Raw genomic sequence first — 21,173 nt, forward strand, 5'->3', positions numbered from 1 at the left:
GCGATTTCCGACCGAATTCGCTGCAACTTGGCTCGATAAGCTCAAAGGCATACTACAGTATGGTGAGGGGAATATTCCTCCCGCCAAAAACGAGCCGGCCCATGGGCACCCTGCTAACCCGCATCAGCATCAGCCGCAAAATCTCCGCCATCGTCATCTTGATGGCGTTGATCGCGTCCGTAATCGGCACCATCGGCTTCCTCGCGATCCAGACCTTCGGCGGCAGGGTCGATGACATCCAGGTCCGCTCGCAGCGGGCGCTGCTCGCCGAACAGGTCAGCAGCCTGATCTACAAGACGGTGATGGACAGCCGCGGCCTCTATGCCGTCAAGTCGAAGGACGACGCACAGCTGTTCAGCAAGGGGATCAGGGAGTCGACCGAATCGATCGGCAAGCGGATGGCGGAGTGGGAACGTCTGCTGACGCCCGACCGCAAGGCCGACTTCCAGAAGATGGTGGCCAGCGCCAACGAGTTCGTCGCCATCCGCAACGAGGTCGCCCGGCTCGGCGTCGAAGTCTCTCCGGAGGCGGCGCAGAAGCACGGCGACACACCGGAAAGCCGGGCCAGCCGCACCGCGCTGGGCAAGTCCCTGGAGGCGGCGGCACAGCGGAACATCGACAGCATCCAGCAGGCGAACGACGAACTCGACGCCTTCAGCACCCACATGATCACCCTGATGCTTGTCGTCGGCATCGGCGGCATCGGCCTGGCGGTCGTGGTCAGCGTCGCCGTGTCGCGCTCCGGTATCGTCAAGCCGATCACCGGCATCACCGGGACGATGTCCCGCCTCGCGGATGGCGACCTGTCGGTCGAGGTGGCCGGCAAGGACCGTGGCGACGAGATCGGCGGCATGGCCCGCGCTGTCGAGGTCTTCCGCCAGAACGCGCTTGACCGTGCCCGCATGGCGGCGGCCGAGGAGGCGGAACGGCTGGACAAGGAGCGGCGCACCGCCGCGGTGGAACGGCTGGTCGCCGGCTTCGACAGCAGCATGTCGGGCATCCTGCGCACCGTGAGCGCCGCCGCCACTGAACTGGACGCCACTGCGCAGAGCATGTCTCACACCGCCGAACAGACCAACAGCCAGGCCGCCAGCACGGCCGCCGCCGCGGAGCAGGCCTCGGTCAATGTGCAGACGGTGGCGTCGGCGACCGACGAACTGACGGCGTCGATCTCGGAAATCAGCGCGCAGGTCTCGCGCTCCACCACCATCGCTGCCCAGGCGGTCAGCGAGGCGGACGCGACCAACCGGCAGGTCCAGGGGCTGGTCGAGGCGGCCCAGCGCATCGGCGACGTGGTGAAGCTGATCACCGACATCGCCAGCCAAACCAACCTTCTGGCACTGAACGCCACCATCGAGGCGGCCCGCGCCGGCGAGGCCGGCAAGGGCTTCGCCGTGGTGGCCAGCGAGGTGAAGAATCTCGCCACCCAGACCGCCAAGGCGACGGAAGAGATTGCCGGCCAGATCCAGGCGATGCAGCAGGCGACCGGCGAAGCCGCAAACGCCATTACCGGGATCGGCGGCACCATCACCACGATCAACGATATCGCCACCTCCATCGCGTCGGCCATCGAGGAACAGGGGGCCGCGACCGGCGAGATCGCCCGCAACGTCCAGGAGGCGGCGCGGGGAACCGAGGTGGTGACGGCGAACATCGCCGAGGTCAGCCAAGGCGCCACCCAGACCGGCAGTGCGGCGACCCAGGTGCTGGGGGCCGCGGGCCAACTGTCGCGGCAATCCGAACAGATGAAGATCGAGGTCGAACGCTTCCTGGCCGGTATCCGCGCGGCGTGAGGGCATTGCAGAGGACGGGAGAATGTGCCCGCATCCTCCACCGCCGATGGGACAGGTGAGTAAAAACGCCACCTCCCAGTCTTGAAAAAAGGGCAGCTTCGGCTGCCCTTCCCGCTTCGGGAAATGGAACGGTCCGAGCGGCCGCCCAATGTCTCTACGGTTGCATATCCCTGAGCAGTTTTTTCCCGGAGACTGCGCCATTGCATGGGGCATCTGTCCCAACCCATAGTCTGCCGGGGGATTATCCTTTTCGCATATTTATTACGTCGAATTGCTCTCGAGCGCCTGCCGGCCGATAGAACAGGGCGCCGGAGCTTGTGGGTCCGGCGGGACGAGGGAGAATCGAGTGGCGGAACATCGGTTGACGTCTGAGCTGTCGGACCGGAGCGAGGACCGGTATCGCGCTCTGTTCAACGCTCTGGACGACGGGTTCTGCATCATCGAGTTCAGCGAGGATGCCGACGGCAACCTCACCGATTACATCCACATCGAGGCCAACGACGGGTACGAACGCCAGACCGGCATCCGCAACATCGTCGGCATGGCGGTGCGCGATCTGGCGCCGGCCGAAGCGGATGGCTGGATCGAGCTGTACGGCAATGTCCTGCGCACCGGCGAGCCCATCCGATTCGAGCGCCATTTTGCACTGGTGGATCGTTACATCGAGGTGTCGGCGGCAAGGCTGGAACCGGCCAGCCTGCGCCAGGTCTCCGTCCTGTTCCGCAACATCACCGCGCGGCGCCACGCGGAAGAGGCGTTGCGCGTCAGCGAGGCGCTGGCGCGGGAGAATGTGCAGCGCGTCCAGCTGGCACTGGCGGCCGGCGCCATCATCGGCACCTGGAATTGGGACCTGCCCGCCAATCGTTTCACAGTGGACAAGCCGTTCGCCGAATCCTTCGGTCTCGACCCCTCGCTGGGCCGCGACGGGCTCAGCCTGGAGCAGGTGGTCACCAGCGTCCACCCGGACGACAAACCGGGGCTGCTCGCTGCCATCCAGGAGGTCATCGCCCGCGGCGGCGCCTATGCCCACCAGTATCGGGTCAAGCGGTCGGACGGGAACTATTATTGGATCGAGGCGAACGGACGGGTCGAGCACGGGCCCGACGGCACGCCATTGAGTTTCCCCGGCGTGCTGCTGGACGTCGAGGAGCGCCGCGCGGTTGAGGCCGAGCGCGACAGGGCGACGGCGGCGCTGCGCGCGCTGAACGAAACGCTGGAACAGCGCGTCGCCGAACGCACCGCCGAACTGATGCGCGCCGAGGAGCAGCTGCGCCAGTCGCAGAAGATGGAAGCGGTCGGACAGCTGACCGGCGGGTTGGCGCACGACTTCAACAACCTGCTGGCCGGCATCTCGGGCGCCCTGGAACGCATCGCCGCCCGTGTCGATCAGGGCCGCGTCAACGAGCTGGACAAGTTTATCATTGCCGCCCAGGGCGCAGTGCGGCGTGCGGCGGCTCTGACCCACCGGCTGCTCGCCTTCTCCCGCCAGCAGACGCTGGCACCGAAGGCGGTCAACATGAACCGGCTGGTCGGCGGCATGCTGGATCTCGTCCAGCGCACGGTGGGACCGGGCATCCAGGTGGAGATGGTCGGCATGTCTGGGCTGTGGGCGACGATGGTCGATCCCTCCCAATTGGAAAACTCGCTGCTGAACCTCTGCATCAACGCGCGCGACGCCATGCCGAAGGGCGGCCGGATCACCATCGAGACCGGCAACCGCTGGATCGACCATGAAGGGGCGCGGCAGCAGGACATGCAGCCCGGCCAATATGTCTCGCTCTGCGTGTCGGACAACGGCACCGGCATGACGCCGGACGTGATCGAGAAGGCCTTCGACCCCTTCTTCACCACCAAGCCCATCGGCCAGGGGACCGGGCTGGGTCTGTCGATGATCTATGGTTTCGCCAAGCAGTCGGGCGGGCATGTGAAGATCTATTCGGAGGTCGGCGAGGGCACCATGGTGTGCCTGTATCTGCCCCGCCACCGCGGCGAAGCGGAAGAGGAGGAGATCCGCGAGGAGCCGGCCACGACCCTGCCGGCACGGCAGGGCGAGACCGTTCTGGTGGTGGACGACGAGCCGAGCCTGCGCCTGATGGTGATGGACCTGTTGAGCGACCTGGGTTATGCGGCAATCGAGGCGGCGGACGGTGCAGCCGGCCTGCGGGTTCTGCAATCGGGCGCGCGCATCGATCTGGTGGTGACCGATGTCGGCCTGCCCGGCGGCATGAACGGCCGCCAGATGATCGATCTCGCCCGCGTCGGCCGCCCGAAGCTGAAGACGCTGTTCATCACCGGCTTCGCCGAGAACGCGCTGCTGAACAACGGCCAGCTCGAACCCGGCATGTCGGTGCTGACCAAGCCCTTCGCCATGGATGTGCTGGCGGCGCGGATCCGGGAACTGATCGCGGGGTGAGGCTGCCGGACAGTCAAACCGGAAGCGTGTGGTTTCCCTCAACCATGGAGCGATTGCGACCACCGCGCTTTGCGGCGTAAAGCGCATGGTCGGCATTGTTCAAGATATCGCTCACCGAAGCCGAGTCTCTGTGTGAGCAGGCGATTCCAATGCTGACCGTTAACGAGACCGTCCGCCCCTCCCCTGCATCGATGCATGTCCTCGATACCGCCTGCCGCATGTCTTCGGCCAGGGAGAGAGCCCCGTTCACATCGGTTTCGGGAAGAAAGACGGCGAACTCCTCGCCACCGATCCGGGCGAATGTGTCCGTCTCCCGCAGACGCGTCTTGATTGTATTGGCAAGGGCCACGAGCACCGCATCGCCGACACCATGGCCATGGGTGTCGTTGATTGCCTTGAAGTGATCGACATCAAGAATCAGCAGGCTGAAAATTCTCCTGTAACGCCGATGCCGGATCAATTCGGCATCGGCTACGGTCATGAAACGGCGTCGATTGGCGATTCGGCAAAGCGGATCGGTTTCAGACAGGACAACCAGTTCCTCTTCCCGCATTTTCAGGCACGCGTGCGCAACCGCCAATTCATCATGGGCAGTCCGCAATTCGGCGTTCATCGTCTGCTCGATTACATATTCATGCAGGACCGCGCGTATCGCCAAGGCGGACGCCAGGGACGCCAGCGCCAGCAGGAACGTCCCGGCGCCGACGATCAGATAGGCGGTCGACAGCGCTTGATCCGACCGGGCGAATGCCGCTTCCTTATCGAAAAGTGCGACGGCGACCAATCCATAGTCGCGAAGCTTCTGGTAGCCTACGAAGCGCTGAACCCCGTCGACGGGACTTTCTGCCTCGTACACGCCGGCGTCGGGAGCAAGTGCGCTCATGTAAGGGCGCGAACCGATCACGGTGCCGAAATATTGCTCCTGGTAGATTCCCCCAACCACCCTGGACAGGATCGCTCCGTCGTACCGCGACAAGCCGATCGCGTCTCTTTCTCCGAGCAGGACGCTGTTTGAAAAATTCGCGAGATAGGAAGGATCGACGGACAGAACGATCACCCCATCGAATTCCCCTTGTTTGTTGATGATCTTGCGGGTGAATTGGATCGACCATTTACGGGACACACGCCCGAGAACCGGCTTGCTGATGTACAGAAAGTCGCGCTTGTCCTCCAGATGGATCCGAAAATGCTCTCTGTCAGACAAGTCAATCGGCTCGGTAACTTTACTCAAGTTTGAAAATATCAGGAACCCGTTTTTGTTCACCGCCGAAACCTGAAATAGATATTCTGGCATAATGATGGAAGATGCGCTCTTTACGATCGAATCCAGAGGAGCATGCCCCTCTCTATATTCGCTTAATATTATCTGAGCTGTCTGATCGATTTTCTGGATGATCCTGAGCACATACTCACTATACGCCTTCGACGTCATGAGGACGTTGCTCTCAGCCATCTTCTGATCGAGATTCCGGTAATCCCTGACATTGTCGAAGGTGATAATACACAAAGATGACGCCGAAAAAACGAAGGCAATCGCAATCACGGAGATCCATACCCTCAGATGGAAACGAGCTTTCCCTCTCGCCGGCAAGATTTTTCCTCTCTAGAAAATCAATCAATCACATCTTATTAATATTTACGGAATCAGGTGCGTTTCAATAAGGGAGGTCACCAATTTTATTTATATAATTCTCATAAAAACATACTCTGGATACATTTTCATTCATGCTTTGAATTTTTTGTTTTTCGATGCAGGTAATTTTCCACCCGGCCATGCCCTGCATCTACATCCAAAGACTGAAATCAGATCATTGTTCTTTAATGAATTTCAACCTTGCGAACGTCGCGCTTCAGTTCTTCCAAGCATCCGACCGGCATAGGAAGCACGTCGCTGCCTGAATTTCCTCAACAGCGGCCGTCCGCAAAACCAGAGAACGGGCTAACCGTCGAACCGCACCGGAAAACGCAGCACGAACCGCGTTCCCGTCCCGCCGTCATCCTCCAGCGAGATGCTGCCGCGCATCGTGCCGGTCATGATGTTGGCGCAGATGCTGAGGCCCAGCCCGCTGGCGCCCATGCCGCGCTTGGTGGTGAAGAAGGGCTCGAAAATGCGGGGGCGGTTCTCGGCGGGGATGCCCTTGCCGTCGTCGGCATAATGCATCTCGATCCAGCCGGACGGCTGTTCGCGGGCGGTGAGCAGGATGCGGCCGGTCTCGCCCTCGTCATAGGCATGGACCAGGGCATTGATGATCAGGTTCGACAGCACCTGCGCGAAGGAGCCGGGATAGCCGTCGACGATCAGGCCGGCGGGAATGTCGAGGTCGACCGTCACGCGGGTCCGGCGCAGGCGGGGCCTCAGGCTCAGCAGCACCTCGTCGACATAGGCGGCGAGGTCGAAGGGGCGGCGCTCGCCGCTCGCCTGGTCGGAGGCGACCTGCTTGAAGCTCTGGATCAGGCCGGTGGCGCGCTCGACGTTCGACAGGATCATCCGCGTCGATTCCCAGGCGACGTCCAGGAAATCCTGGAAATCGCTGCGGCGGATGCGGTTCTCCTCGAACAGGGCGCGGATGCGGCCGACCTCCTCGCCCAGATGGGAAATGGCGGTCAGGGTGACGCCGATGGGCGTGTTCACCTCATGCGCGACGCCGGCGACCAGTTGGGCCAGCGAAGATAGCTTCTCCGCCTGGATCAGGCTGGCCTGGGCATCGCGCAGTTCGGCCTCCGCCCGCTTGCGCGCGGTGATGTCCAGCGCCACCGTGACGATGTGGGTGACCTCGCCCCCCTCGTCGGTCAGCGGCATCTTGGTGGTCAACCAATCGCGCATCGCGCCGTCGCCGTCGGGGGCGCGGTCCTCGTGGAAAGGAACGCCCTGGCTGCTGTCCACCACCAGCCGGTCGAGCGCCGTTGCACGCTCGCTCGCAGGGCCGGGAGGCGGGGCGGCGGCGGGACCGTAGGTCTCGCGGTAGAAGCGGTTGGTCAGCCGGACCGTGCCGTCGCGATCCTTCACGTCGATCAGCGCCGGGATGGCGTCAATCACCCCGGTCAGGATTTCGCGGCTCTGGCGCAGCGCCTCATCGGCGATGACGCGGTCGGTGATGTCGGTGAAGGTCCGCACCTGCCCGCCGTCCGGCAACGGCACCACCCGCACCTCGATGAAGCGGCCGTCACCCTGTGGGCGGGCATAGACGAACTCCTGCTCAGGCCGCCCCAGACGGTCCATCAGATAGCGAGTCTTGGCGTCCAGATCGTGGCCGAAATCGGGGGCTCCCACCGGCATGGCGACCAGACCCGAGGCGATCTGATGGCGCACGATGTCGGACAGCGCCGGCTTGCCGCACATCACCTCCTCCGACACGCCGAGGATGTCCAGCGCATGGCGGTTCCAGGCAATGTAGCGCAGGTCGCGGTCCAGCAGGACGATGCCCTGCCCCATATTCTCCAGCGTCAGACGCAGCATGTGGCGCTGCGTCGCAAGGTCATCCTCTGCCCGGCGGCGCTCGGTCACGTCGGAATAGGTGCGGACAAATCCGCCGGCGGAGGTCCGGCGGGTCCGCACCTCCAGCACGCGGCCGTCGGGGCGGCGATGCTCATAGAGCGGCGGATCGGCCCGGCGCGTCCGTTCAAGATGACCGGCCGCGAGGACATCGGGGTCGCCCGGTCCATACTCGCCGCGGCGGGCGAGGTAATGGACCATGCGGGCATAGTCGTCGCCCGGCATATAGCCCGTCGGCACGTCGAACATCTCGTAGAGCCGGGGGTTGATCACGCGAACCCGGAGGTCGGGATCGACCAGCATCACGCCCTGGTCCATCTGGTCCAGCGCAAGCACCGCAAGATCGTCGCCGGCAACGGGTTCCTGTCCGGGTAAATCAACCGCAGGTGAATGGTTCGTCGGGAGGTCGGGGATCCGGGCTGGCAAGGTCGGCGCGCCATCCATCGTTACGCGTGTCCACAATCGAACGTCCCACTGTAACAGCCACGGCCCATCCTGCCGAGCCTTCGTCTGCATCACCGCATCACAACCACGCAACATTTATGGGACATTTTAAGCATTTCGGAACCTTTGCCGCACTAGCCTGTTTCGGGTGGCGACAGGTTTGTGCAAGATCGTCCGATGAGCGATACTATGCCGCCCTGCATTCCGCTCACCCCGCGTTTCCTGCTCCCGTGAGGTAACCGCCCCTTGTCCGGATTGGCCGCCCTTCCCGCACCGACCAGCGCGATGCCCAGTTCGGGCATTGCGAAGCTGCGTCAGATGCTGGCGAGCGATGCTGCGGCGGTCCAGCCGATCCGGCGCGTCCCTGGTGATGAGGAACGCAAGCGCGGCAAAGAGGGCACCGAGGCGACCGGCGACGCCCTGCAGGGCAGCGGCCGCGCCGACGGAGAGTCGACGGCGACACGGGCGCGGACGGCTGCCGGTTCGTCCGGTGGGTTTGCCATCGGCGGTGCGGCGGAGGAATCCAGCCCGGTCAATGGCGGCCCGGTTCCGCTGAACGCCCTTCCCAACGCCGGCTATGTCGCCCAGAGCATCCATCAGGAGGCCATGGGCAGCGGCCTGACCATTGAACCCTGGTCCGAAGCCATCGACGCCTACCGCCGCGCCGATGCCGGGGTCAACACGCCGATGGTCACCCAGATCGCGGTGTGAACGCCCCTCTCCCAAGGCGGGAGAGGGAAATCCACGCGCCCCTCAGTCGTCGCCGCCCGCCGGCATCGGGCCATGGGGAATGTCCGCCTTGCGGCCGCGGAACAGGTTGCTCATGAAGTGACCGAAATCCTCCATGTAGAGGTAGAGCGACGGCGTAATGTAGAGCGTCAGAACCTGCGACACGCACAGCCCGCCGACGACGGCAAGCCCCAGCGGCTGGCGCAGTTCCGCTGCCGCGCCATGGGCGATGGCGATGGGCAGGGTGCCCATGATCGCCGCCATCGTCGTCATGATGATCGGGCGGAAGCGCAGCAGGCAGGCCTGCTCGATGGCGTCGCGCGCCGACATGCCGTTACGCCGGGCGTCCACCGCGAAGTCGATCATCATGATCGCGTTCTTCTTGACGATGCCGATCAGCATCAGGATGCCGATGATGGCGATGACGCTGAGTTCGACATCGAACAGCATCAGCGTGGCCAGCGCGCCGATGGCCGCCGACGGCAGGCCGGACAGGATGGTCAGCGGGTGGATGAAGCTCTCGTACAGCACGCCCAGCACGATGTAGATCACCAGCACTGCCGCGGAGAGCAGCAGCGCCTGACCGGCCTGGGCATCCTGGAACACCTGGGCGGTGCCGGCGAAGCCGGTGGTGATGGTGGGCGGCAGCCCCATCTCCCGCTCCGACGCGCGGATCAGGTCGACCGCCTGCCCCAGCGAGGCGCCGGGCGCCAGGTTGAAGGACAGGGTGACGGCCGGAAGCTGTCCCTGGTGCGCCACCGCCAGCGGGCCGGCGGTGCGCTCCACCCGCGCGAAGGCGTCGAGCGGAACCAGCTTGCCGGTGGTGGTGGAGCGGACATAGATGCGCGACAGCGAACTGTCGTCGCCCTGGTATTTCGGCTCCAGTTCGATCAGCACCTGATAGTCGTTGCTGGGGGTGTAGATGGTCGAGACCTGCCGCTGGCCGAAGGCGCTGTACAGGGTCGAGCGCACCTGATCGACGCCGAGGCCCAGCGTCGCCGCCTTCTCGCGGTCGATGTGGACGTAGGCCTGCGGGTTGTTGAGCTGAAGGTCGCTGGTCACGTCCTGCAGGATGGGGATGCCGCGCAGCGTCTGTTCCAGACGGCCCGACCACTGGTACAACTCGTCGAGGTCGAGGCCCTGGATTGTGTACTGGTAGAGGCTCTTCGACGCGCGGCCGCCGATGCGCAGGTTCTGCACCGGCTGCATGTAGACCGCCATGCCGGGGATGCCGTTGACCTGCCGGCGAATCTGCTGGATCACCTCGGTCGCCGACGGACGCTCGTCACGCGGCTTCAGGGTGATGAACATGCGGCCCTGGTTGCCGGTGCTGCCGCCGACGCCGACGGAGGAGATGACGTCGACAACCGCCGGATTGGCCTTGATGATGGCGGCGACCTGCTGCTGCCGCTCCGCCATCGACGGGAAGGCAATGTCAGCCCGCGCCTCGGTGGTCACCTGGATCTGGCCGATGTCCTCGGTCGGGAAGAAGCCCTTCGGGATCGCCTGGTAGAGCAGCGCCGTGCCGATGACGGTGCCGATCATCACCAGCCCCATCAGCGGGCGGTGGCGCAGGGTCCAGCGCAGCGTGCGGGCATAGCCGTTCAGCACCGCGGAGAAGCCGCCCTCCAGCATGCGGCCGAACCAGCCCTCCTTCTGGTCATGGGCATGGGTGAGGAAGCGCGAGCACATCATCGGCGTCAGCGTCAGCGACACGAAGGCCGACGCGCCGATGGACATGGTGACGACCAGGGCGAACTCGTGGAACAGCCGCCCGACCACGCCGCCCATCAGCAGGATCGGGATGAAGACCGCGACCAGCGACAGGGTGATCGACAGGATGGTGAAGCCGATCTCGCGCGAGCCCTTGATGGCGGCCTCGAACGGCTCCATTCCCTCTTCGACGTAGCGGACGATGTTCTCCATCATGACGATGGCGTCGTCGACCACGAGGCCGACCGCCAGCGTCAGCGCCATCAGCGAGATGTTGTCGACGGAGAAGCCCAGCAGATGCATGCCGCCGGCCGTCGCGATCAGCGAGATCGGCACGGCCAGCGCCGGGATCAGCGTCGCCGACAACCGGCGCAGGAACAGGAAGATCACCATGACGACCAGCACGATGGTCAGGCCCAGCGTGAACTGCACGTCCTCCACCGCCTGACGGATCGATTCGGAGCGGTCGTTGACCACCTGGATGGCGGCGGCGGCGGGAAGCTGGGTCTGGAAGACCGGCACCAGTTCGCGCACGCGGTCGACCACGTCGACGGTGTTGGCGTCGGGCTGGCGCTGGACCGCCAGCATGATGCTGCGGGTGCCGTTCAGCCAGCTGGCGGTGCGGTCGTTCTCGACGCTGTCCAGCACCTGCGCCACGTCGCCCAGGCGCACCGGCGCGCTGTTGCGGTAGGCGACGATCAGCTGGCGGAAGGCGGCGGCGTCGGGAAGCTGCGGGTTGGCGGCGATGACCAGCTGCTGCTGCTGGCCGGTCAGGGTGCCGACAGGCGTGTTGGCGTTGGCGGCGGCCAGCGCCTTCTGCAACTCGTCGATGCCGATGCCGCGCAGGGCCAGCGCGTTGGGGTTGACCTGCACCCGCACCGCGTATTTCTGCGAGCCGTAGATCTGCACCTGGGCGACGCCCGGCAGGGTGGCGACCTTGGGCTGGATCAGCGTTTCGGCGATGTCGTTCAGCTGCGCCAGCGGCAGGGTCGGCGAGTTCAGCGACAGGAACAGGATCGGCTGGTCGGCCGGGTTGACCTTGCGGTAGCTGGGCGGAGTCGTCATCTCCGCCGGCAGCCGGCGCTGGGTGCGGGCGATGGCCGCCTGCACGTCTGCCGCCGCCGCGTCGATGTCGCGTTCCAGCACGAACTGGATGGTGATGCTGGTGTTGCCGAGCGTGCTGTTCGACGTGATGGTGTCGATGCCGGCGATGGTGGAGAACTCGCGCTCCAGCGGACTGGCGACCGACGCCGCCATGGTCTCCGGCGAAGCACCCGGCAGGGTGGCGGTGACGCTGACCACCGGGAAATCGACCCGCGGCAGCGCCGCGGTGGGCAGCTGGCGGTAGGCCGCCAGACCGCTGAGAACCAGGGCCGCCGTCAGGAGAATGGTCATCACCGGACGGCGGATGCAGAGTTCGGAGAGGTTCACGTGGCACCCCCGCTGCTCTTGCCCTCGGCGGACTGGCCGCTGGCCGCCCCATTGGTTGCCGTGCTGCGGGCGGCGTCCTGGGTGGCGGAACCCTGCTGGCGTCCGCCCTCGGCGGTCTCGCCGCCGCCAGGAGAGCCGGCTGGGGCGGCGGGCTTGCCGCCGGCCTTCTCGGTGATCTTCGCGCCGGGGAACAGGCGCGACTGGCCATCGACCACCACCCGCTCGCCCGCCTTCAGGCCGGAGGCGACGACGCTGAGGCCGCCATGGCTGCGCTCGACGGTCACCGGGCGGACCTCGACCGTTTCGTCGGCCTTGACGACATAGACGAAGCGGCCCTTCTGCCCGGTCTGGACGGCAAGGTCGGCGACGGTCAAGGCGTTCTGCTCGACGCGCAGCGTCAGGACGGTGTCGACGAACTGGCCGGGCCACAGGCGGGTGTCGGCGTTCGGAAACTCGCCCTTCACCAGGATGGTGCCGGTCTGCTGGTCGACTTGGCTGTCGACGAAGGACAGCTTGCCTTCCGCCTTATCGCCCCCCGGATTTTGGCCATGGCCGCCGGCGATGGTGGCGGTCACGGGAAGCGAGCCGCTGGCCATCGCGGCGCGGATCGCCGGCAGATGCTTTTCCGGGACGTTGAAGGAGACGTTGATCGGGCGCAGCTGGGTCAGGGTGACCAGCGGGTTGGTGTCGGCGGCGCGGACCATGGTGCCGACCTTGGCGGCGACGGTGCCGGTGCGGCCGTCCATCGGGGCGGCGATTCGGGTGAAGCTGAGCGAGACCTTCGCCGCCTCGATCGCCGCGAGGTCGGCCTTGACCGTCCCCTCCAGCGCGTCGGCGGTGGCGACGGCGGCGTCATAGGTGGTGCGGGAGATGGCGCTGGTCCGCACCAGCTCGGCATAGCGCTTCACGTCGCCCTTGGCCTTTTCCAGATTGGCGCGGTCGCGCTCCAGATTGGCCTGGGCCTGACGCAGCTGGGCGTCGAGCGACCGGCTGTCCAGGGTGAAGAGCGTATCGCCGGTCTTCACCTCCTGCCCTTCGGTGAAGTTGACGGTTTCCACCGCGCTGTCGACGCGGGCCTTGATGGCGATGGCGGCGATGGGCTGGACGCTGCCGATGGTGACGATCTGTTCGGGCACCGCCTGAGCCGCCACCGTCTGCGTCACCACGGGAACCGCCCGGCCGGCACCGGCCGGAGCCGCCCCCTTGGCTTGCGGCTTCTGGCCGTCCGCAGCCGTCCTGCCATCCGCCCCGGCATTGTGGGTCGCATACCAATAGTACCCGCCGCCGCCGATCACAGCGGCCAGCAGCAGGACCAGGAAAAACCGTCTCATCCGATGGGACTCCAAACGCCGGAGCCAGGGGCCGGCACAGGCTTAGATAAAGGGGGGCAGATTGGTGATGCCGGACATCAGGATATCGATGACGGAGCGCTCCAGCGCCTCACGCGGGCGTTCGCCCAGTTGCATGATGCCGCCGCGGACCATGCCGATGATCAGCAGCGGCACGACCTCCAGGTCGATCTTGCGGAACTCGCCGGACGCCATGCCGTCGGCCAGCACCTGCTGCAACGCGGTGGCGGTGCGCTGGCTGCGGCGCCGCAGGATGCGCCGGGTGCGGTCGGCCAGATCGGACTGGTCGCCGCCCAGCAGCTTCAGCGTCTGCAGCTGCTCGCTCAAGGTGTCGACCAGGGCCGAGACCATGGCGGACAGCCGGACCGACGCCGGCACCTGCTGCGGCGCCAGTTCGGCGTTCAGCTTGTGCTCCAGCCCGCCCAGCGCGCGTTCCAGCGATTCCAGATAAAGCTCTTCCTTGGAGGGGAAGTAGCGATAGAGCGTGGCCTTGCCCACGCCCGCCCGTTTCGCCACCTCTTCCACCTGGACCGAGGCATAATCGCGGCCGGCGAAAAGCTCCGCCGCGGCATTGAGGATCACCTCGCGCCGCCGAGCGCGCCAGTCGGGTATCTCTTCCGCATCAAGAGGCATGAATGGAACTCACGGGTTTCAAAAACTGACGATAGTCGAGATCCTTAGAGTGTCAAGGAACCTGTTTCCAATAAAAATGAATTCGGCGTCATGTGGTGGAACTGTTTCCTTTCCATGACCGGATCGGGCGGATTGACGGCCCCGAGACCGTAAAAAAGCGCGAAGCCCGACCTGCCCAGGGGGGAATTACCTGGGAGGCCGGGCTTCGCGCCCATTCAATCCAAAGCGGTGACGCGAGGCGTCAGCTCCGCGTGGTGGGGGTGCGGCCGATGCCGGTCGAGCCGGTCACGCCGGTGGTCGAGCCTGCCATCGAACCGGTGCCCGCCGATGCGCCGGCCGGGCCGCCGCTGGTTCCGGCGCCGACGCCGGCAGCAGTGCCGGCGCTGGTGGTGTCGGAACCCTGGAGGCCGCCTGTCGTCCCGCCCATCGACGAGGAGGTGCCGCCGGGGGTCGAGCCGGTGCCGCCGGCATTCGCCATCGCCGAGGCGCCGGCGCCGGTCGAACTGCCCCAGTTGGAACCACCCTGGCTTCCGGCTTGAACACGGACGCGCAGGTTGTTCTGCACATGCGACACGCCGGAGACGGACTCGGCAACATCTTCTGCCCGGCGCTTGGTGTTGCGGTCGGGGACCATGCCGGTCAGCGTCACCTCGCCGCCACTGACCGCCACCTCGATGTCGGAGGCGTCGATGTAGGCGTCGTCGGTCAGCCGGTCGCTGACATCCTCGCGCACACGCTCGTCGGACCGGCTGTAGCCCCGCGGGCCACGGCCGCGATGCTGGGAGGCACGCGCTTGGTCCTCGTGACGGCGTCGTTCCGCGTCGTCATCGCCGAACCAGGAGGCGATCTCGTCGCCGGCCTGTTCCCAGAAGCCGCGCTGTTCGCCCCGGGAGCGGCCGCGGTAATCGTCGCGCTCATAGCCTGCGCCATAGCTGGTGGCGGAACTGCCGCCGAGATCGCGCCGGCTCCAGTCGCCGCGGTTCCAATCGCCACGGTCCCGGCCGGACTCGTAACCGCCGCCATAACCGCTGGATTGGGGACCGTAAGGGCGGGATCCGTAATCGCGGTAGCGCTGGTCGCTGCTTTCGGAGCTGCGGTCGCCGTAATTCCGCTCGCCATAGGGGCGGACGCCATAATCGCGGTCGCGGTAATCGGCGCTGCCGACATCACGGCTGGTGTAGTTGCCTTCGGTTCCGGCGTTGCCGGCCCCGGCATAACCGCTATAGCCGCCGGAGCCCGACCGGCCGCCATAGCCGGCCCCATAGCCGCCGCGGCTCATGTCGCGCCCGCCGCCGAAGTTGCGATCATAGACCCGCTCCATCTCGCGGGAATTGTCGCGGCGGTTGTCTTCGTAATGGGAATCGCGGCCGTAACCGCCCGATTCGTTGCCGACCCGTCCGCCGTAGCCGGCGTCGCGGTAGTCACGGCCCTGCTCGTCCTGATGGCGGTGGGCCTGGGTGCGATACATGCTCTCTCGCTGTCGGCTGTCGTCCCCGCCCTGGGCGCGGTTCCAGTCCCCTCCCTGTTCATGGCTCCGGTCCTGACCATAGACGCCGGTGCGGCTCGGCCCCTCGCCCCAATCGCGGTGCCGGTTGGGTTCACGGTCCTCGTCGCGCCAGTCGCGGCCCTCGCCACGCCACCGATTCTCGTACTGCGCCATCGTGGTCGGCTCCCTCTTTTCAGGATTCTTGAATGGGCGGGGCGGCGTCACGCATGGCGTCGCCACGCCCGTCTGTCCCGAACAACAGAGGCGGTCAAACGGCGTTCCGGAAATTCAGTGGCCGATCACAGGGAAAACGGAGAGTTCTGGCACGGGGCTTGCGAAGGGGAGTACGGTTGGTTCCACGCATCACTTACGGCTTCGGCGCTTCATGCACCGAAGCCGTTTTCTTTTGCGCCCTTTTATTGGGCAGAGACTTCAATCTGCTTAATTTGGCAGCGACTGGTCGAGCAGACGGGCAACCGCGGCCCCCAACTCCTCGTTGAGGAAAGGCTTGTATATGATCTCATCCGCATTGAACATGCGGGTCATCTTCAGCAGATAGCCGGCCGGCATGTTGGGCGCACCGCCGGACATGGCGAGGATCTTCACGTCCGGCTGGGTGCTGCGGGCAGCCTTGATCAGTTCGATCCCGTCCACCTCCGGCATCAGCACGTCGGTGACGATCAGGTCGAAACTGCGGCGGTCAAGGGCGCGGATCGCCGCCCGCCCGTTCTCCGCTTCCGTAACGTCGAAACCGCGCCCCTCGAGATATCCGGCGACGGACAGCCGCACAGCCGGCGAATCCTCGACGACCAGGATGTTGGGGCGATTGGCACTTCCCATCATGCACCCGGCTCCTTTTGGGAACCGCCTTATCGAAAAGCCGGCCGCGGCCGGCGGAAGTCTGCGCGCGCCCCTCACCCACCCACTGCCGCAACGGCCGCAGCCGCATCGGCATGGATCTGGAACAGGGACGAAAATCCGCTGACATCGAACATCTCGCGGATATTCGGCGCCATCGCGGACAGGACGATCGAGCCGCGCTTCGCCCGGGCCGCCTTGGCGGCGACCAGCAGGGAGCGAAGCCCGGCCGAACTGATGTAGGCAAGCTGGGCCATATCGACAACAACCCGCGTGCCCTCATCGCCGATAACGGACATCAGAACGCGTTCAAATTCGCCTGTGCTACCGCTGTCGATACGTCCGACCGGGTGCAACACAATGACGCCATTCTCCGTTCGCTCGGCAATGTGCATACCCGGCTCCCGCCATATCCTTCCAGGCCTCCGGTTATAGCATGTCGGCGGAGTGCCGACGATGCCTTCGCAGCGCAGCAGGAACCGCACTTATCGCGCCTCTCCGCCATCGGCAGGCCCAGCGCGTCATAGGCGACCAAGGCCGTCTTGCGAAAGATGTGGGCGAGCAGGTCCCAGTCCTCCGGGTCCAGCAGGCGGACGGCGGCCACCGCGCGTCGCACCGCCATCCAGGGGAATGGCGTCATATGGCGAGGCTGCGGGAGGCGGGACGCTCATGACTCGATGATTTCGGCGAAGTTCAGCAGGCCGATGGGTGGGTAACAGTCGAGAGCCCGCGCGGTGGCCATGTTGATGATGACGGAGAAGCGCTTCAGCGTTTCCACCGGGATGTCCGCCGGGTCGGTCCGGTCGATCAGAATCTGCGCCGCCTTGAAGGCGGTGAAGTGGCCGATGCCGTAGGCGCTGCTGGCCAGCGCCAGCATCGCCTTGTCGGTGCGCACGATCAGTTCGGTCGCCGAGAAGGTCGGCAGCCGCAGGCGCAGCGCTTCGGCCGCGACGACGGAGCGGTTGTGAAAGGCGATGAAGGTGTCGGGGCCGATATACAGCACCTCCGCCCCGCGGGCCGCCACCCGGGCCAGCGCATCGGGAACGGCGGCAGCGACCGGCTCGCCACGGTCGTTCAGCGGCACCGGTTCCTCCACCAGGTCCAGCCCGCGCACCGCCATCTCCGCGCGCAGCCCCTCGATGGTGAGGACGGAATTGCGTTCCTGCGGGTTGTAGACGATGCCCAGCCGCCTGATCGGGCGGTAGGCAAGAATGGTGCTCAACTGCACTGCGATGGGGGCGATGTGGATGGTGCCGGTGACGTTGCGCCCCGGCCGGCCGAGGTCGGGCACGATCTTCGCGTCCACCGGTGCGGCGACGAAGGTGAAGACCACCGGAATATCGGTGACGTGGCGGCGCGGATCGGCATCGTCGAAGGGACCGACGATGCCACGGGTCTGGGGCGTGCCGAAGCTGTAGACCAGATCGGGGCGGGTGTCCTTGATCTCCTCCACGATGGCCGGCAGGCGGGCGGGATCGCCGCCGGTGTCGCGGATGGTGTAATCGACCTTCAGCCCATGGCGGTCCAGATAGTCCTTGAAGCCGTATTCGTTGTCGCTCTCGCCCCGGCCAAGAACCATGGTGATGCGGAAGGCCGGCACCGCCGCCGCGAGGGGAAAGGCCGGCAGCAGCAGACCGCCGGCGGCAAGGCCCAGGAGAGAGCGGCGGCGGATGCCACGAAATTCGTCTCCGAAACGCCTCATGGTCATGCCTCCTGCGGCCGGACCGCGGGAGCGGCCCTGCCGGGCGCGCCGTCCGGCCTCATGGCACGCCGCCGTCATGAAACGCGGATGCATCAGCCACGAGCCGACCGAAGCTCCATCGTCATCCGCCCGGCGTCCCTTCGCAGGGCGCTACCCCTCAGATGAACCGCGATTCCGGCGGAGCTTGCAAGCGGTTTTCCAGATTACTCTAATATATCAGATCGGCGGCCATCCTGACGGCCTCAGCCGGGCGGCATCGCGTCGGCATGGGCGTTCCGCATGGGGATTTCCTGCATGCGGCGCTGTTCCGGCCGCCATGGTGCCGCATCGTCCTCATCCTCCGCGGCGTCCGAGTCCTGGGACATGTCCGGGCGCAGGTCGGGGAGGACGGTTTGCCGCAGTTCGGCCAGTGCCAACAGCGCGTCGCGGTCACCGGCCGCTGCCGCCGCCTGAAGCCAAAGGGCAGCTTCGGCCGGATCGCGGGCGGCGCCGACTCCCTCACGCAGACACAGGCCAAGGCGGTATTGCGCGGCTGGGTGCCCCTGTTCGGCGGCGGCACGCAGCCAGCGAACCGCTTCGGTCTCGTCACGGTCGATTCCGCGGCCGTCGAGCAGCAGCAGGGCGAGGTTGACCTGGGCGGGAGCGGAGTGCTGGAGCGCGGCAAGCCGGTACCACAGTGCTGCCTTGGCCGGATCGCAGGGCACGCCGGCGCCATGTTCGTGCATGTAGCCCAGATTGTTCTGCGCGCCGACATCGCCCTTGGCGGCGGCGCGGCGATACCAGGAGACCGCCCGGCGCGGGTCGGGCGGTACGCCGATGCCGTTGGCGAGCAGGAAGGCAAGCATGGTCTGCGCCGCGACATGGCCCTGGCGGGCGGCCCGGCGGTACCAGATAACCGAAGCGGCGACATCGGCCGTCCGCACGGCCTCCGCCAGCCGGTATTGCGCGTCGCTGTCGCCCAGTTCGGCCTTCATCCGGGTCCAGAGCGTGGGCGTGGCAAGCATGGGTGTGGCAAGCATGGACATGGCGCCGGCACCTTCGTCGATTGTCCCCCGGGGTTCCGTTCCACCAACACCGCGCGAACCGGCTTTATTCCGGTCGCCGCAGCGTTGTGGCCGAACCCGTCGCCCGAGTCTGTCCCCCTGCCGCCGCCCGTTCAACCTCCCCAGCCGGCGGTCGAGGAATTGTCACGCCGACGCCATCGGTTAAGAATGACCATCCCTTCGCGCCCCCGCGATACCCGGAGGCATAGGGGAAAAAGTGGGGCCGGGAGGCGGAGCGGATGGATGGTGCAGCGGCGAACCGTCTGGAGATGGTCCTGCGCAGCGACCTGTCGGAACTCGGCCGGCTGGCCGCCGCGGTGGAAAGCTTCATCGCGCGCAACCGGTTGTTCCCTGACCTCGCCTTCCGCTTCACGCTCTGCCTCGATGAACTCGTCACCAACATTGTTTCGCATGGCCGCGGCGGTGGCGGCGGGCATGGAATCCGTGTGCGGCTGGAAACCGATGGGCTGGAACTGCGGGCTGAGGTGGAGGACGATGCCGACGCCTTCGATCCCTTCGCCGAGGCCCCTTCGCCGGACCTAGGCGGCGATCTGGAGAGCCGGCGGATCGGCGGACTGGGCGTTTTTCTGGTCGGCAAATTGATGGACCGCGCCAGCCACCGGCGAGAAGGCGGCCTTAACCTGACGGTGCTCGCCAAGCGCATCGCCTGACGGCCGGCGGCGGAGCGCAACCGAGAAGGGCAGCCTGGGAACAGTCCCGCTTCAAAAAATCTTCATGGAAGCCTTATCCGCCTGGGACTCCGATCCGGGCAACGCCCTGATCGCCAAGTCCCCAATGTTGTCGGGGGCATATAGATGGATTGGCGAACCTTACACGCTTTTCATCAAATGCCGGCGAGTTGCCTTCCATGACAATCCGGCAAAGCAGAGCGTTTCGCTCTGCAACAAACCGACACATGACAAGGGGATCAAATTCTTGCACTATTGTGGATAGCCCCAGGTTGCGGCCGGGACCGACCGTTCGGGTAAGCCCATGCGGACCGGGGCAGGAGCATGGAAGGCGGACGCTAACGTGTGGAGTCGACGCATCATGACAGGGACGCAGTGCCAAGAGGCACGGCTGCGCCTTGGCTGGTCGACACGGATGCTGGCGAACAAGGCTGGCGTTCCGTGGTACGCCGTGATGAACCTCGATTACGGCACGGGTGAAGTCGACCCGGCCATCGTCGACGCGCTCGCCCGCGCCTTCAAGCAGGCGGGGCTGGAGCTGCGGTGACGGAAAGCCCCTCTCCCATGAAGGGAGAGGGACCGGTCTCCACTCCGCCAACCCGTTCCCTCAGCTCGTTTTCCCGGCCTTGCCCTTCTCCGCCGGACGGTCGATGTGCTTGGCCGATTCGGTATCGGGGGTGATCGGCTTGCCGGTATCGGACACCTCCCTGGCCGCCTCGAGCGGGTCGGCGATGTCGCGGTCGGGCTCGTTGGACAAGATCTTGCCGCTGTCGGGTTTCCGGTCTGCCATGGGATCGCTCCTTCCGTCGGATGGTTCCATCACAACAGGCGGCTGCCGACATTCGTCCCGGATACACTCTGTTACCGAATCCATCACCGCCGGACACAGGCCGGCAACGAAGGTCAGCCATCCTGATCGCCATGGACGCCCCCGGCCGAGACCGGGGAGCGCCGGACGCGATAGGATGGACAGCATGAAAAAGACCCTGCTCGCCGTGGCCGCCGCTATCCTCGCCGTAACCGCGGCGACCGGAACGCCCGCAATGGCCCAGGGATGGCAGCCCGGCCCGGACGACCGCCCTGCCGGTCACCAGTACCCGCAGCCGCAGCAGCCCCGCGGGTACGATCATGGCCCGCGGTACGAGCACCCCGGCCGTCAGCCGGTCCATCGCCCCGGTCCGCCGAAGGCATATGGCTGGCGGGCCGGCGAGCGTCTGCCGCAGGAGTGGCGCGCGCCCCGTCATGTGATCGCACGCCCCGCCGCCTATCACCTGCACCGCCCGCCGCGGGGCCATCGCTGGGTCCGCGTCAACCATGACGCCGTGCTGGTCGTTTCCTCCAGCGGCATCATCGTGGAGATCATGCCCGGCCTGTTCCGCTGACCGGAGCTCTCGCCC

At 65.8% G+C, this 21,173-nt stretch carries 17 protein-coding genes; 6 read left to right on the forward strand and 11 right to left on the reverse strand.

The window, feature by feature from the left end:
* Positions 1 to 101: 101 nt before the first annotated feature.
* Positions 102 to 1,793, forward strand: coding sequence for a methyl-accepting chemotaxis protein (locus tag TSH64_RS11390; protein WP_109096832.1), 1,692 nt, complete (start codon positions 102 to 104; stop codon positions 1,791 to 1,793).
* Positions 1,794 to 2,154: 361 nt separating this feature from the next.
* The gene (locus TSH64_RS11395) at positions 2,155 to 4,206 is read left to right on the forward strand and encodes an ATP-binding protein (RefSeq protein WP_109096833.1); all 2,052 of its coding nucleotides are present in this window, start codon (positions 2,155 to 2,157) and stop codon (positions 4,204 to 4,206) included.
* Positions 4,207 to 4,219: 13 nt separating this feature from the next.
* On the opposite strand, the gene TSH64_RS11400 is transcribed toward TSH64_RS11395, so the two are convergent.
* Positions 4,220 to 5,749, reverse strand: coding sequence for a sensor domain-containing diguanylate cyclase (locus tag TSH64_RS11400; protein ID WP_109096834.1), 1,530 nt, complete (start codon positions 5,747 to 5,749; stop codon positions 4,220 to 4,222).
* 396 nt (positions 5,750 to 6,145) lie between these two features.
* Positions 6,146 to 8,035, reverse strand: a complete 1,890-nt coding sequence (locus TSH64_RS11405) for a PAS-domain containing protein (RefSeq protein WP_247872886.1) — start codon at positions 8,033 to 8,035, stop codon at positions 6,146 to 6,148.
* Positions 8,036 to 8,428: 393 nt separating this feature from the next.
* Here TSH64_RS11405 and TSH64_RS11410 point away from each other — a divergent pair, with 393 nt between their 5' ends.
* On the forward strand, positions 8,429 to 8,854 hold the full coding sequence (locus tag TSH64_RS11410; RefSeq protein WP_109096835.1) for a hypothetical protein: 426 nt from the start codon (positions 8,429 to 8,431) through the stop codon (positions 8,852 to 8,854).
* 42 nt (positions 8,855 to 8,896) lie between these two features.
* Here TSH64_RS11410 and TSH64_RS11415 read toward each other — a convergent pair whose 3' ends face one another.
* The 8 genes from TSH64_RS11415 to TSH64_RS11450 all read right to left on the reverse strand — a co-directional run bounded on the left by TSH64_RS11415 (position 8,897) and on the right by TSH64_RS11450 (position 19,069).
* Positions 8,897 to 12,016 carry an efflux RND transporter permease subunit gene (locus TSH64_RS11415; RefSeq protein WP_109096836.1) on the reverse strand — a complete coding sequence of 1,040 codons (3,120 nt, stop codon included), beginning with the start codon at positions 12,014 to 12,016 and terminating at the stop codon, positions 8,897 to 8,899.
* Entirely contained in the window at positions 12,013 to 13,347 is a 1,335-nt protein-coding gene (locus TSH64_RS11420) for an efflux RND transporter periplasmic adaptor subunit (protein WP_109096837.1), read from the reverse strand. Before TSH64_RS11420 ends, TSH64_RS11415 begins: the two co-directional genes overlap by 4 nt.
* Positions 13,348 to 13,389: 42 nt before the next feature.
* Positions 13,390 to 13,998: a TetR/AcrR family transcriptional regulator gene (locus TSH64_RS11425; RefSeq protein WP_098739613.1), complete on the reverse strand. Its 609-nt coding sequence runs from the start codon at positions 13,996 to 13,998 to the stop codon at positions 13,390 to 13,392.
* A gap of 241 nt (positions 13,999 to 14,239) precedes the next feature.
* Positions 14,240 to 15,658, reverse strand: coding sequence for a BON domain-containing protein (locus TSH64_RS11430; RefSeq protein WP_109096838.1), 1,419 nt, complete (start codon positions 15,656 to 15,658; stop codon positions 14,240 to 14,242).
* Positions 15,659 to 15,925: 267 nt separating this feature from the next.
* Entirely contained in the window at positions 15,926 to 16,327 is a 402-nt protein-coding gene (locus tag TSH64_RS11435) for a response regulator (protein ID WP_098739611.1), read from the reverse strand.
* Positions 16,328 to 16,398: 71 nt separating this feature from the next.
* On the reverse strand, positions 16,399 to 16,737 hold the full coding sequence (locus tag TSH64_RS11440; RefSeq protein ID WP_109096839.1) for an STAS domain-containing protein: 339 nt from the start codon (positions 16,735 to 16,737) through the stop codon (positions 16,399 to 16,401).
* Positions 16,738 to 17,009: 272 nt separating this feature from the next.
* On the reverse strand, positions 17,010 to 18,044 hold the full coding sequence (locus tag TSH64_RS11445) for an ABC transporter substrate-binding protein (protein WP_247872887.1): 1,035 nt from the start codon (positions 18,042 to 18,044) through the stop codon (positions 17,010 to 17,012).
* A gap of 242 nt (positions 18,045 to 18,286) precedes the next feature.
* Entirely contained in the window at positions 18,287 to 19,069 is a 783-nt protein-coding gene (locus TSH64_RS11450) for a tetratricopeptide repeat protein (protein WP_247872888.1), read from the reverse strand.
* Between the two features lie 257 nt (positions 19,070 to 19,326).
* Between TSH64_RS11450 and TSH64_RS11455 the strand changes: the two genes are divergently transcribed.
* Both TSH64_RS11455 and TSH64_RS35315 read left to right on the forward strand, forming a co-directional pair.
* Positions 19,327 to 19,758 carry an ATP-binding protein gene (locus TSH64_RS11455; RefSeq protein ID WP_109096840.1) on the forward strand — a complete coding sequence of 144 codons (432 nt, stop codon included), beginning with the start codon at positions 19,327 to 19,329 and terminating at the stop codon, positions 19,756 to 19,758.
* A 379-nt stretch (positions 19,759 to 20,137) separates the two neighbouring features.
* Entirely contained in the window at positions 20,138 to 20,323 is a 186-nt protein-coding gene (locus TSH64_RS35315; RefSeq protein ID WP_143273396.1) for a hypothetical protein, read from the forward strand.
* Positions 20,324 to 20,383: 60 nt separating this feature from the next.
* Here TSH64_RS35315 and TSH64_RS11460 read toward each other — a convergent pair whose 3' ends face one another.
* Positions 20,384 to 20,566, reverse strand: coding sequence for a hypothetical protein (locus TSH64_RS11460; RefSeq protein ID WP_109096841.1), 183 nt, complete (start codon positions 20,564 to 20,566; stop codon positions 20,384 to 20,386).
* A 184-nt stretch (positions 20,567 to 20,750) separates the two neighbouring features.
* Here TSH64_RS11460 and TSH64_RS11465 point away from each other — a divergent pair, with 184 nt between their 5' ends.
* Entirely contained in the window at positions 20,751 to 21,158 is a 408-nt protein-coding gene (locus TSH64_RS11465; RefSeq protein WP_109452548.1) for an RcnB family protein, read from the forward strand.
* Positions 21,159 to 21,173 lie beyond the last annotated feature (15 nt).

Source organism: Azospirillum sp. TSH64, assembly GCF_003116035.1.
Taxonomy (GTDB): domain Bacteria; phylum Pseudomonadota; class Alphaproteobacteria; order Azospirillales; family Azospirillaceae; genus Azospirillum.

What these genes read in the sequence shown, in the direction of transcription:
- TSH64_RS11390 (WP_109096832.1), top strand. Translation starts at nt 102, where the DNA reads ATGGGCACCCTGCTAACCCGCATCAGCATCAGCCGCAAAATCTCCGCC.
- TSH64_RS11410 (WP_109096835.1), top strand. Translation starts at nt 8,429, where the DNA reads ATGCCCAGTTCGGGCATTGCGAAGCTGCGTCAGATGCTGGCGAGCGAT.
- TSH64_RS11420 (WP_109096837.1), bottom strand. Translation starts at nt 13,347, where the DNA reads ATGAGACGGTTTTTCCTGGTCCTGCTGCTGGCCGCTGTGATCGGCGGC.
- TSH64_RS11425 (WP_098739613.1), bottom strand. Translation starts at nt 13,998, where the DNA reads ATGCCTCTTGATGCGGAAGAGATACCCGACTGGCGCGCTCGGCGGCGC.
- TSH64_RS11430 (WP_109096838.1), bottom strand. Translation starts at nt 15,658, where the DNA reads ATGGCGCAGTACGAGAATCGGTGGCGTGGCGAGGGCCGCGACTGGCGC.
- TSH64_RS11435 (WP_098739611.1), bottom strand. Translation starts at nt 16,327, where the DNA reads ATGATGGGAAGTGCCAATCGCCCCAACATCCTGGTCGTCGAGGATTCG.
- TSH64_RS11440 (WP_109096839.1), bottom strand. Translation starts at nt 16,737, where the DNA reads ATGCACATTGCCGAGCGAACGGAGAATGGCGTCATTGTGTTGCACCCG.
- TSH64_RS11445 (WP_247872887.1), bottom strand. Translation starts at nt 18,044, where the DNA reads ATGAGGCGTTTCGGAGACGAATTTCGTGGCATCCGCCGCCGCTCTCTC.
- TSH64_RS11450 (WP_247872888.1), bottom strand. Translation starts at nt 19,069, where the DNA reads ATGTCCATGCTTGCCACACCCATGCTTGCCACGCCCACGCTCTGGACC.
- TSH64_RS11455 (WP_109096840.1), top strand. Translation starts at nt 19,327, where the DNA reads ATGGATGGTGCAGCGGCGAACCGTCTGGAGATGGTCCTGCGCAGCGAC.
- TSH64_RS35315 (WP_143273396.1), top strand. Translation starts at nt 20,138, where the DNA reads ATGACAGGGACGCAGTGCCAAGAGGCACGGCTGCGCCTTGGCTGGTCG.
- TSH64_RS11460 (WP_109096841.1), bottom strand. Translation starts at nt 20,566, where the DNA reads ATGGCAGACCGGAAACCCGACAGCGGCAAGATCTTGTCCAACGAGCCC.
- TSH64_RS11465 (WP_109452548.1), top strand. Translation starts at nt 20,751, where the DNA reads ATGAAAAAGACCCTGCTCGCCGTGGCCGCCGCTATCCTCGCCGTAACC.